Source organism: Allomuricauda sp. M10, from assembly GCF_020782875.1.
Classification (GTDB): Bacteria; Bacteroidota; Bacteroidia; order Flavobacteriales; family Flavobacteriaceae; genus Flagellimonas.
This window is the reverse complement of record NZ_JAJGBN010000001.1, coordinates 604909-617290: the sequence shown is the minus strand read 5'-3', so window position 1 is coordinate 617290 and position 12382 is coordinate 604909. Positions and strand designations below refer to the sequence as shown.

Sequence of the window (12382 nt, the reverse complement as noted above, 5' to 3'; positions counted from 1 at the left end):
AAGCGTTTGATTTTGAAGTTAAAGGTAACGGATTTCATTGCAATCATGAGCCAATTTGAAAATTCTTGGATCCCTTTGTTTATTGTATCTTTCAGATTCCAAACCAACAAACCCAATCTCATGCGCAAAATAGTTCCCTTTCTATTTTTAGTGACCCTTTTATTAAGTTGCAAACAGGAACCTGAAAAAAAACTGCCCCGAATTGCTATTGCGGGCTTGGGAATTGAATCCAGTACCTTTTCCCCTGCATTGACCCAAGAAGAGGCATTCCATGCCAAAATTGGGGATTCCATTTTTGAACGCTATCCGTTTATGGCGATGGATTCTACTTTGAGAAAACGCGCAGACTGGGTTCCTACTTTAGTAGGAAAATCGTTGCCTGGTGGTACGGTAACCCATGAAGCCTATGAATCCTTGGTGGCGCAAACACTGAAAATGCTAGAAGAAAACAAACCGTATGATGGACTTTTCTTTGATATTCACGGCGCTATGAGCGTGGTTGGGCTGGATGACCCCGAAGGCGATTTGATCAAAAGAATACGGGAAGTGGTGGGCACCGAGGTGTTGGTCTCTACCTCAATGGACCTGCACGGCAATGTTTCCGTAAGACTCGCCGAACATAGCGACTTGATTACTTGTTACCGGATGGCGCCTCATGAAGATGCCACGGAATCCAGAAAACGGGCCGTGCAAAATCTAGTTGAACGTTTGGAGAATGGCAAGGGCAAGCCCAAGTATAAGGCTTGGATTCCCGTGCCGATTCTATTACCTGGAGAAAAGACGAGTACCCGAGTGGAACCAGGGAAAAGCCTGTATGCGCAAGTGCCCGGAGTGGCCAACCAAGAAGGTGTGGTAGACGCTGCTATTTGGATCGGGTATGCATGGGCCGATGAACCCCGAAACCATGCCGTAGTCATGGTCACGGGCGATGATAAAGAAAAGGTAGTTGCCGGTGCCGAAAAATTGGCCGAGAGTTTCTGGGATGTTCGCAAGGAATTTGAGTTTGTGGCTCCGACTAAATCCTATGAAGAAGCCTTGAAACTTGCTTTGGCAAGTGATAAAAAGCCCTTTATGTTGAGTGATATGGGTGACAACCCTACTGCCGGAGGCGCTGGGGATGTAACCTGGACCTTAACAGAACTTTTAAAACAAGATGAATTCCACAAACCTGGGGGCAAATCGTTGATCTATGCCTCCATTCCTGGACCAGAATTAGTGGAACAGGCCCTTAAAGTCAGTGTGGGTGGCAAGGTCAGTGCCTTGGTAGGAGCCGCAATTGATGACCGATTTGCCCCACCGCTATTATTGACTGGAGAGGTGACCGCCATAAAACAAGGGGATGTTCATGCAGAAACCGAAGTGGTGGTGAAAGTGGGGAATGCTAGTGTTATTGTGACCAAAAAAAGAAAGCCATACCACAACGAATCCGATTTTACGGAGTTGGACCTCGACCCAAGAAACACGGATATTGTCGTGGTAAAAATTGGTTATCTAGTACCTGAATTGTACAACATGAGAGGCGATTGGATCATGGCCTTGACCCCTGGCGGTGTAGATCAGGATTTAGAGCGATTGGGTCATAAACGAATCATCCGCCCCATGTTTCCATTGGATGCCGATATGGAGCACCCCGATCTGTCCGCACGCCTGTTGCGTGCTTCGGACCAACTGGATTGATGGCTAAACGGTAACCGTTCGGTTCAAATATTGACGGAAGGGAAGCATTTCTTGGTACACTTTCACGATTTTTTCCTTGAAATTGGGTTGAAGCACTTCCTTTTGGGTCATTTCATGCACCACAGCGAAGGTCTTGTTCTTCAATAGGTCGATGTGGGGATGATCATTGGAAAACCCTTTCGGGGCATTGGTCAATTTTTCATCCTCATACAGATTACCGAACGTTTTTTGGAACGAAGGCTTGTCCAATATTTCCTGTAGCACCTCGCCATCATAATCAATGCCTTCCCGAATGCTGCGAAGGGTTTTGGGGTCGGGACGCCAAAAGCCACCAGCCAGCAAACAGTTTTTCAGGCCGATTTCAATATAAAAATCAGCTGTTTGCGGAGCTTTGTCCAATCCCGCACCAAAATGGTCCTTATACACCGGTTTATTGGGATGGAACATGAGATTATTGTTGATGCGGTTGATACCCTTTTTGCCTGGAGTCGGGTAATAATCATCGTGCAATTGGGCCATGGTCAAGTCCAAATCGTCCAACCAAACCGTAAAATCATGTCGAAGGGAGCGGTACCATTTGCGGTTCGCATCCATCCATTCTTTATTGTTGTTTTGTTGTAGTTCTTCCAGAAAACGGAATAGGTCTTTGAAATCCATAGGCTACAAATGAACAGAAAATTCTAAAGGGATGATTAGATTTTTAGAGTTTTGGAGAGATTCTTCACTTCCTCAAGGATAATCAGGGACATAGGTAACATTGTCAATTGATAATTGCTCATTGATTATTGAAAAAAGGATAGCTGAGATTTTTCATCCCGATAGCAATCGGGACGTTCAGCATGACGTTGAAACGGCCAAACTTCTAACCACTAACTCCTAAAACCTATTATCCCCATCCAACAAATTACCGAGTCCTCCTAGGATACTGCCTTCGCCTTTATCTTTTCCACCAGCTTGTGGTGCAGCCGCCCAAACGCGACCTGCCAATCGGCTAAAGGGCAAGGATTGAATATAAACGGTGCCAGGACCACGAAGGGTTGCAAAGAATAAACCTTCCCCACCGAAAACGGTGTTTTTGATACCCCCAACAAATTCAATATCATAATCCACGGTTTGGGAAAAGCCTACGATACAGCCCGTATCCACTTTTAATACTTCTCCGGGCGCCAGTACTTTTTTGGCCATGGTACCCCCCGCATGAACGAACGCCAAACCATCCCCTTCCAGTTTTTGCATGATAAAGCCCTCCCCACCAAAAAGTCCACGCCCCAAACGTTTGGAAAACTCGATACCGATGGAAACGCCTTTAGCAGCACACAAAAAGGCATCTTTTTGGCAAATAAACTTCCCTCCTTTTTCCGAAAGGTCGATGGGAATGATCTTACCAGGATAAGGAGAAGCAAAGCTTACCTGTTTTTTGCCCTGGCCCACATTCAGGAATGCGGTCATAAACAGACTCTCACCTGTAAGCAAGCGCTTGCCCGCAGAGAACAGTTTTCCAAGTACCCCGGTTTCTTGATTGGAGCCATCGCCAAAGATGGTATCCATTTTAATATCGGTGTCCATCATCATAAAACTACCAGCTTCGGCTACAACAGCCTCTTGGGGATCCAGTTCGATCTCCACATATTGCATTTCCTCTCCGTAAATGTGATAGTCTATTTCGTGTGCGTTCATCTTTTGATTGTTTAAATGTTGTTTTGTTTATATGTTGATTTGTTTTGGGTTTTGTTACAATTACTACAAGCACATTTCCAATGCTCTTTTTATTTCAATTTCAAAATTCTCCTCTTTAACAGGAAGTTCCAGAATGATTGGGGGTCCCTCATATCTATATCCTCTATTGGGACCAGTTGAACCACCATTAATGGATGGCTGAATTTTAATTAGTCCTTTATTTCTAGATATTGATATCATTTTCGCATCCTTCATTTGATCTTTAATTGACTTTCTTCCAGTAATCTTTGCAATTTTATTTAATGCTTTATACCTATCATATGTGTCAACTCCCCATTTTGATTTGTCCAAGTGTTGCAAGACAATCGGTGCAAGCTGAAATTGCACATTATTATCCTTATTAATTTTACTTATCAATTCAGTATGGATACCTCCTCCACTTTTTAGAGTATGCAATGTGATTACTAAAAAACAATCTGGATACTCAATTACATCTACTTGTTCCCATTTAGGCAAACCCTTGATTTTGAATTTTAATTTGAGTTTGAGATTTCTAAAAAATTGATTAATTCGAATTTTATAAATAATTCTGCGAGTCTTCCAATCCATTTTCCTTAACCCTTAACCTTAACCGTCCACTCAAAATGAAAGGTAGAAACCTCTACCCCATCCGCATTTACCCCCACGGACGTCATCCAACAAGTTTGTCCCTCTCCGGTTTCCATGGTTTTTTTGATGGCATCTGCAATCAAGGGCCCATCTTCACAAGTAAATGAAATACGCCCCGTAGCTTTTTTGGTAAAGGTGGCCTTGTTATTGGCCACGAGCATGGAGATTTTCTTTCCACTTTTTTGGATCTCGTTCATCACCAACGCACCCGTACTCAGCTCGGCAGCCATCCCCTGTACGGCCCAAAACATGGATTTGAACGGATTTTGATTCACCCATTTGTGCTTTACGGAGGTAACGGCCTTCTGCTCATCGATATATTTGAGACGAATGCCGCACCACCAAGCAGAAGGGAGTTTTAGGAACGTGAATGTATTGATTTTACTGGGTGTGAGTGCCATAATGGTATATTCTTTGGCTTAAAAATAGACAAAATACTGCTATTTCAAACTGTTAAAAATATGTTAATATATGGTACTTTGTTTTGCATAGTACCATCCTTTGGATATATATTTGCATCGTAAGCTAATAGGTTTACCCATTTATACATCAAAATCATCAATCAAAAATGGCAACTACATTAACCAAACACGAACGAAATTTATCCGCGATCATCCACGCATCTACGTTCTCGAAGTACTTTATCCCCTTCGGTAATTTTATCATGCCCTTGATCCTTTGGATGTCCAACAAAAAGCAGTACGACTTTGTAGATTATAATGGCAAACAGGCATTGAACTTTCAGATCAGTATGTTGTTGTACGCCATTGTAGCCGGTTTGATCACCATTCCATTCTTTATCGGCTTTATGCCGGACCTTTTCGACTGGGATGTTTTCGGTTTTCACCGATTGAGCAACCTGAACAACCTGAACATCCACGTCAGCAGTGACGACTTTAAATTTGGTCGCCTTTTTTGGCCGGCCAGCATAACAGGTCTGTTGCAGGTAGGTTTAGCCGTTGTAAACATCGTTTTCACCATTTTGGCCACTGTACGCACCAATGAAGGGCAACAATTCAAATATCCGTTCACCATTAAATTCATCAAGTAATGTACCGAACAAGAAACATAATGGCCCTTGCCCTGATCGGAATGACCGCTATGGCCAATGCCCAAGTTGGGGAGGATACCGAGCTTTATAAAACCTTGAAAACGAAGGATAGCTTGTTGTTCGATGCTGCTTTCAATCGATGCGACACCGATACCATGGCATCTTTGTTCACTGAAGATTTTGAATTCTATCACGATCGTGGCGGTTTTACCGATGGCCGCGAGGAATTCCTTAGACCAACGCGTGAAAACTGTGAAAAGAGGGATCCCAACGCTCCACAATATTCCAAAAGAATCCTGATTGAAGGAAGTTTGGAAGTGTATCCCTTGAACAAGGACGGCCAGCTTTATGGAGCCATACAGCATGGGGTACACCGATTTGAATTCTTGAACGATAAAAACGAATATCAAAAAGGTGACATCGCAAAATTTACCCATGTGTGGATGTTGGTGAACGGGGAATGGAAAATAAAGCGGGAACTGAGTTATGACCATCATTAAAAAATAAATAAAATCATCAATCAAAAAAAAGGAGTTCATTCATCAATCAAAAAACGAAATCATCAATCAAAAAAAGTGTTTCCACTCCCCTGCTCATCACAGGGGAATGGAGTGGAAACGGAACCAGACCTAGTTTGGTAAATCAAAAACGAACAGTTAATTTAATAGAACCATGAAGTTATGAACATAGAAAACACAAAAGCACAGATGCGCAAAGGGGTTCTAGAATACTGCATTCTGTCCATCTTAAAAGACGAGGACAAGTATGCCTCCGAGATTCTGGACGCCTTAAAGGACGCTAAGATGTTAGTAGTGGAAGGTACCATATACCCATTGCTCACAAGGCTAAAAAATGCTGGATTGCTCAACTACCGTTGGGAAGAATCCACATCGGGACCTCCCCGCAAATATTACGCCCTTACCGAAACAGGCCGGTTGTTCCTAAAAGAATTGAACGGCACCTGGGATGAACTTAGAAATGCAGTAAATCTGGTAACCAACACAAAATAAGAATCAAAAAATGAACAAGACAGTAAACATAAATTTGGCAAATACGCTCTTCCACATAGATGACGATGCGTATAACAAGCTGAGGCGGTACCTGGAGTCCATTAAACGGTCCTTTGCCGGTACCACTGGGAGCGATGAGATCATAGCCGACATTGAGGCAAGGATTGCCGAACTCTTTTTGGAGAAAATGGAGAACGAAAGACAGGTGATCACCCATAAAGAAGTGGATCAGGTTATCAGTGTAATGGGTCAACCAGAGGACTACATGGTGGATGAGGACATCTTTGAGGACGAACCCAAAAAGTCGCACACCCAAGCGGAACCAAAGTCCAAAAAACTATACCGCGACATTGACCACAAGTATATCGGCGGTGTATGCGCCGGATTGGAATACTATTTAGGTATAGATGCGCTTTGGATCCGTTTGATTTTTATCCTTTTGGCCGTTTTCACCAGCGGATTTGGATTGATTGCCTATATCCTACTTTGGATCTTGGTTCCCGAGGCCGTTACCACTTCGCAAAAATTGGACATGCGGGGAGAGCCTATCAACATCAGCAATATAGAACGCAAAGTTAAAGAGGGGTTTGATGATGTTGCCGACAAGGTAAAAAGTGTTGACTATGAAAAAATGGGCAACAAGGTCAAAAGCAGCTCCAAGACCTTTTTTGATACGATCGGGGACATTATCCTGTTCCTGTTCAAGGTATTCGGTAAGTTCATCGGCATCTTGTTGATCATTATTGGCGCGGCCACTTTGATCGGCCTGTTCTTCGGACTGTTCACCGTGGGCATGTTCGATGCGGTACATTTTCCAGGAGTGGATTTTTATGAGATCGTGAACACCACCGGTGCACCGGTCTGGTTGGTATCCATCCTGTTGTTCTTTGCCGTGGGTATTCCATTCTTCTTCCTTTTGTATCTAGGTTTGAAGATATTGGTGACCAACCTGAAATCCATCGGAAACATAGCCAAATTCTCCCTTTTGGGCCTTTGGTTGATATCCATTGGTGTGTTGATCGCCCTTGGCATCCGTCAAGCTGCGGAATTCTCCAATACCGGAAGCGTGCATGAACGCAACCAATTGGCAATGGAAAATGTGTCTGACACCTTGGTCATCAAAATGAAGAACCCAGGGTATGAATACACTAGGGATGATGTGCACTTCCGTCGCATGTCGTTTGCCTATGATCAAAATGATAAAAGGATACTCATTTCGGATGAAGTGGAAATCCGTGTAAGAAAATCAGAGGACAGTTTGGTGAACATCACCGTTCGTAAAGATGCCAATGGTAGTTCATCTCTAGCAGCACGCGACAGGGCCAAAAACATTGAATTTGGCTACGAACTGGTTGGCAACCAAATCATTTTGGATGAGTATTTGACCACGGATACTTCCAATAAGGCAAGAAACCAAGAAGTTTCAGTAACGATCCATGTACCCGAAGGCATGATGGTCCGTTTTGAACCATCAACCAAGTACCACATAGCCCGGGGCATTGAAAACGATAGGGATTATTACAGAAGTGGCATTGTTGGCTTTCTGTGGAAGATGGACAATGATGGCGAATTAAAGTGTCAGGACTGTCCCGAAGTAGACGAAAATGATGATGAAAATGGAAACAACAAGATCATCATCAACGAGGATGGCATTGATATCGACATCAAGGACAACAGCGATTCCTTTCAAATGAAAATAGACGAGGATGGCATCAAAATGAAGGCAGGGCAGAAAAATAACGGTTGAGCTGCCATTTTCGACAGTTGGGTCAGATAAACTTCATTACGCAATCATTTAAAAGCACATTTACACTGAATTTAAATTCAGCATCAATCAAAAAACACCTAAATCAATCAAAAACAAAGGCCCAGCAAAGCTGAGCATCAAAAAACAACAATCATGACAACACTAGCAAAATTAGCAATCGCAGTACTTCTTTCGTTGTTCGCATCGTCCTGTATGATGGATGTGAACTTCGGACACGGCAAGACCGGCAACGGACAGGTGGTAGAGGAAACCCGCAACATTCCAGAGGAATTCACCGAGGTTTTGGCCTCGGAAGGTATCGATGTATTCGTGACCCAAGACTCGGAGTTCAAAATCAGGGTAGAAGGTGATGAAAACATCATCGATTTGATCGGAACCGATGTAAGGGATGGCAAATTAAAGATCCATGCCATTGAAAACATTGGTAGGGCTACAAAGAATGTTTACGTATCCCTTCCAACCATTACCGCGTTGAAAAGCTCAAGTGGCGCAGACCTGATCGTTCAAAATGTTGTTGAGGCTGAAAGCATTGAATTGGATGCCAGTAGCGGCTCCGACCTAACCGTAGAACTTTCTGCAACAGAAGTGACCGCAGATGCGAGCAGCGGTGCCGATATTAAGGTTTCTGGCAGGGCCGATATGTTGTATGCCGACGCCAGTAGTGGATCGGACATCAAAGCCCGCGATCTTTTGGTGAAACGTTGCAATGCAGATGCCAGTAGTGGTGCCGATATTACGGTAAACGTAACCGAATCCTTGGTAGCCGATGCAAGCAGTGGCGCCGATATTTCCTATACCGGCGAAGCCAGTGTACAGACCAAAAAATCGGTATCGGGCAGTGTTCACAAATACTGAAACCAAAACCAATCAAAAAATGAAGGGCCCATTGAAATTTCAATGGGCCTTTGTATTTATAAAACATGGTTGAAACATTATCTTAGCATCTTAATAAAGTTCCACTTGATGCAGATAGAAATTAAAAAATATACCCTTCAGTTAGCCCATACTTTTACCATTTCCCGCGAATCGCATGATACCCAGGATACCATGATTGTTGGGCTTTCGTTGAATGGAAAAACCGGTTATGGTGAAGCAACCTCCAATCCGTATTACAATAGCACCGTGGAAAGCATGACGGCAGAAATTGAAGCGGTTAGGGAAGCCATTGAAAGTTATGATTTTGATACTCCCGAAGATTTCGATAAACATTTACAATCCCTAGGACTCGGCAACTTTACCCTTTGCGCCTTGGATTTGGCTGCCAATGATTTATATGGAAAATTGGAAGAAAAACCATTGTATGAAATTTGGGGAACCAATACAAACTACTACCCTACCACCAATTACACCATTGGTATCGATACCATTGAAAAAATGGTAGAAAAACTGAAAGAAAAGCCTTGGCCGGTATACAAAATTAAATTGGGCACCAAGGATGACGTGGCCATTGTTAGGGAACTTCGCAAACATACCGATAGCATTTTCCGTATTGATGCCAACTGTGCCTGGACGGCCGAGGAAACCATAAAAAATGCTCCATTCCTCAAGGATCTTGGGGTGGAGTTTTTGGAACAACCCCTGAAGGCCGATTATTGGGAGGGCATGGAAAAAGTAAAGGCATCCTGCGTACTACCAGTCATTGCAGATGAAAGTTGTATTGTGGAAAGTGATGTGGAAAAATGCGGATCTTATTTTGATGGCATTAACATTAAATTGACCAAATGTGGTGGGTTGACCCCCGCCAGAAGGATGATCGCAAAAGGCAAGGAACTGGGCTTAAAAATAATGGTGGGATGCATGACGGAATCCACGGTTGGCATTTCAGCCATTGCCCAATTATTACCCCAACTGGACTTTGTGGACATGGATGGAGCCATGCTTTTGAAAGGTGATATTGCCACCGGAGTCAAAATCCTTGAGGGTGGTAAAGTTATCTTTCCTGAACTACCCGGCAGCGGCATAGCATTACTGTAATGGCCTTTTCCCTTCCACGAATACCGGACCGATCAATCCAGGCCAATGGCAGGGAATATCTCTATTTTGGAGGGACTGCCTATTTGGGACTCCAAGCCTATGCGCCATTTACCGATATTTTTTTAAAAAATGTAGCGCGATATGGCATGCATTATGGGGCATCACGTCGCTCCAATGTTGCCTTGGACATCTATCAACAAGCCGAAGCGCATTTGGCCGGTTGGGTAGGTAGTAAGGCTTGTTTGACCATGTCCTCGGGTTATCTGGCTGCACAATTGGTCATTCAGCATTTATTGGAGCAAAGACATAAATTATTTGCAGCACCGAATGCCCATACCGCTATGCTCATGAATGGCGTTAACAAAACGAACAGTTTTGAAGAGCTGGACTTGGCATTGCGAAATGCGATTTCCGATGATGGACCCCTACCCGTTCTCCTTTTTGACACCATTGATTTTACTACCAAACAGTTTCCCCATTTTGATGCCTTGCAGCAACTTCCATTGGATAAAATGATTTTGGTGGGCGATGATTCACACGGAATTGGTATTGTTGGCGCTCATGGAACAGGTTGTTATGGCATTCTGAAGAAATTAAACCCAGCCCAACTGTTGGTCTGTTGTTCGTTAGGCAAAGGTTTAGGAATACAAGCTGGGGCGGTTTTTGGCGATAATGAACTTATAACATCATTGAAGGCCACTCCTTTTTATGGTGGGGCAAGTCCGGCGTTACCAGCTTTCATGGGAACTTTAATCGATGCTTCAACCGTTTATGAGGCCCGTAGACAAACTTTGATGGAAAACTATCAATTGTTCTTGGACTCTTTAGATAAACCCAAATATTTCCAACATATGAAGGGGCATCCCACTTTCGAATTTGAAAATGCCACGTTGGCCCAAGAATTGGAAGAACAGGGCTTTATCGTCACCAACTTTAACTATCCGGATGCCAACGGCCCTTTGGTCAGTAGAATTGTCTTGAGCGCCTATCATAAAAAAGAGGATGTTCAGCAATTGACCAACTGCTTGAACACCCTCTTGACTTAAGGATTGTATTTTACTTTTTATTCATCCCACCAAACTGGTGTTACCGGAGTTTGTTGATTGGCCAATACATTGGCTTCGTTTCTGGTAAGTTCGGTATCGGGGTAATTGGCCCTTCGGAACCATTGTCCAGGAAACTCGGTATCTGCACTTTCAACTTCACTTCTAATTTCCAATCCAGTGAACACATCATCAGAAAAATCATATCTGCGGTAGTCCACAAAGGTTTCTGGATTCAGGAAGTTATGGATATACTTTTCCTTCATGATGTGGTGCAAGCTCAATGCTCCCTCGCCAACGGCTATGGCACCATCGGCCAAGTAATCCGCTCCATCAACACCGTACATATCCATACTGGCGGCAACACCATCCATATATGCGGTATAGGCAGTGGCACTGGAACCTACACTGGTTTCCGTACCCCCGTTTGCCAAGAAAGCAGCTTCTGCCTTAATGAACAATACTTCGGCATAGGTTATCAGCATTAAAGGAGAATCTACACTGGTATAGAAGCCATCTTCCCTAAAACGGGTGTTGGCATCTGTACCGTCCGGTGCTATGCCCCCTCCACCGCTAACGAAACCTTTATACTCGGCTTCATCATTATTTTCGGCGAATAAAGGCAATCTCGGGTCTATCTCAACCAATCCTCCAAGGAACGGATAATAATCGCCATTCATGGAACTCACTATTTGGCTGGCAATGTCCTTACTCAGGTTACCGGTGCGTCTTGCCAAGATTTCTTCGGAATACCATGGATTGATATTCTTTTCATCATAGTACATGGCAAAGTTGTCAGCATTGGAAGTAAAACCATTTTCAACGGTTGCCAATACTTCGGCGGGGGTAACGATTCCTTTATTCACCAAGTGCAATTGATATCTTGCCTTTAATGAATAGGCCGCTCTTAGCCACTTATCGGTATCACCTCCATAGATCAGATCCGATGAACCCAAACTAAACCCTGAGTTATCCGCTGCGCTCAATTTGGCAATGGCATCATCCAACAGACCAAATACTTCGGTATAGATCTGTTCTTGGGTGTCAAAGGCCGCAAAATTGTTATCGGGGCCTTGGGCTGCTTCCGAATAAGGAATATTGTCCCATGAATCCGTGGCAATGCCTATATTGGCGGCAATCAGGATATCGGCAATGGCATCAATATGCGTTGCACCTGTTTCGGCAGCCTTTACTTTAACAGCTTCCAAGTTTGGCAACACATACAGATATACCTGAGTCCAAAGTCCGCTAGCGGATGTTTGACCCGCAGCGCCACCTCCCGTGGTCACAAAGTTCTGCACATAATTACCGAAAGAAAGTTCCGCGGAACGCTGTCCTTCCAAAGTACTGTGCATTACAGGCGCAATTAAGTCCTGCATGCGCAAATCTTCTAACGGAGCCGTATTGGAAGGCGTGTTTACATCAAAATAATCCTCACTACATCCTATGGTAAATACCGTTAGGGAACATAGTAGGAACGATTTAATTATATCTATTTTTTTCATAGTTCTTT

General features: G+C 43.7%; 13 protein-coding genes. 8 read left to right on the top strand and 5 right to left on the bottom strand.

What is annotated here, in order from left to right:
- Positions 1-120: 120 nt before the first annotated feature.
- Entirely contained in the window at positions 121-1677 is a 1557-nt protein-coding gene (locus LKX84_RS02870) for a M81 family metallopeptidase (protein WP_228235608.1), read from the top strand.
- A gap of 3 nt (positions 1678-1680) precedes the next feature.
- Here LKX84_RS02870 and LKX84_RS02865 read toward each other — a convergent pair whose 3' ends face one another.
- The 4 genes from LKX84_RS02865 to LKX84_RS02850 form a co-directional block, all read right to left on the bottom strand.
- Positions 1681-2334, bottom strand: coding sequence for a DUF2461 domain-containing protein (locus tag LKX84_RS02865; RefSeq protein ID WP_228235607.1), 654 nt, complete (start codon positions 2332-2334; stop codon positions 1681-1683).
- 219 nt (positions 2335-2553) lie between these two features.
- Entirely contained in the window at positions 2554-3354 is an 801-nt protein-coding gene (locus LKX84_RS02860; RefSeq protein WP_228235606.1) for a TIGR00266 family protein, read from the bottom strand.
- A gap of 63 nt (positions 3355-3417) precedes the next feature.
- The gene (locus LKX84_RS02855; protein ID WP_228235605.1) at positions 3418-3963 is read right to left on the bottom strand and encodes a hypothetical protein; all 546 of its coding nucleotides are present in this window, start codon (positions 3961-3963) and stop codon (positions 3418-3420) included.
- Between the two features lie 5 nt (positions 3964-3968).
- Positions 3969-4424: a DUF4442 domain-containing protein gene (locus LKX84_RS02850; protein ID WP_228235604.1), complete on the bottom strand. Its 456-nt coding sequence runs from the start codon at positions 4422-4424 to the stop codon at positions 3969-3971.
- A 167-nt stretch (positions 4425-4591) separates the two neighbouring features.
- Here LKX84_RS02850 and LKX84_RS02845 point away from each other — a divergent pair, with 167 nt between their 5' ends.
- The 7 genes from LKX84_RS02845 (at position 4592) to LKX84_RS02815 (ending at position 10872) form a co-directional block, all read left to right on the top strand.
- Positions 4592-5074, top strand: a complete 483-nt coding sequence (locus tag LKX84_RS02845; protein ID WP_228235603.1) for a DUF4870 domain-containing protein — start codon at positions 4592-4594, stop codon at positions 5072-5074.
- On the top strand, positions 5074-5574 hold the full coding sequence (locus LKX84_RS02840) for a nuclear transport factor 2 family protein (protein ID WP_228235602.1): 501 nt from the start codon (positions 5074-5076) through the stop codon (positions 5572-5574). The genes LKX84_RS02845 and LKX84_RS02840 overlap by 1 nt, the downstream gene beginning before the upstream one ends.
- Before the next feature lie 180 nt (positions 5575-5754).
- On the top strand, positions 5755-6084 hold the full coding sequence (locus tag LKX84_RS02835; protein ID WP_163635302.1) for a PadR family transcriptional regulator: 330 nt from the start codon (positions 5755-5757) through the stop codon (positions 6082-6084).
- Between the two features lie 10 nt (positions 6085-6094).
- Positions 6095-7831 (top strand): PspC domain-containing protein, encoded by a 1737-nt coding sequence (locus tag LKX84_RS02830; protein ID WP_228235601.1) that lies wholly within the window; start codon positions 6095-6097, stop codon positions 7829-7831.
- A 153-nt stretch (positions 7832-7984) separates the two neighbouring features.
- Positions 7985-8707 carry a head GIN domain-containing protein gene (locus tag LKX84_RS02825; protein WP_228235600.1) on the top strand — a complete coding sequence of 241 codons (723 nt, stop codon included), beginning with the start codon at positions 7985-7987 and terminating at the stop codon, positions 8705-8707.
- Between the two features lie 108 nt (positions 8708-8815).
- Positions 8816-9826 (top strand): dipeptide epimerase, encoded by a 1011-nt coding sequence (locus LKX84_RS02820; protein ID WP_228235599.1) that lies wholly within the window; start codon positions 8816-8818, stop codon positions 9824-9826.
- A complete protein-coding gene (locus LKX84_RS02815; RefSeq protein ID WP_228235598.1) occupies positions 9826-10872 on the top strand; it encodes a pyridoxal phosphate-dependent aminotransferase family protein in 1047 nt (348 codons plus the stop codon). The genes LKX84_RS02820 and LKX84_RS02815 overlap by 1 nt, the downstream gene beginning before the upstream one ends.
- Positions 10873-10889: 17 nt before the next feature.
- Here LKX84_RS02815 and LKX84_RS02810 read toward each other — a convergent pair whose 3' ends face one another.
- Positions 10890-12374: a SusD/RagB family nutrient-binding outer membrane lipoprotein gene (locus tag LKX84_RS02810; protein WP_228235597.1), complete on the bottom strand. Its 1485-nt coding sequence runs from the start codon at positions 12372-12374 to the stop codon at positions 10890-10892.
- Positions 12375-12382: the final 8 nt, after the last annotated feature.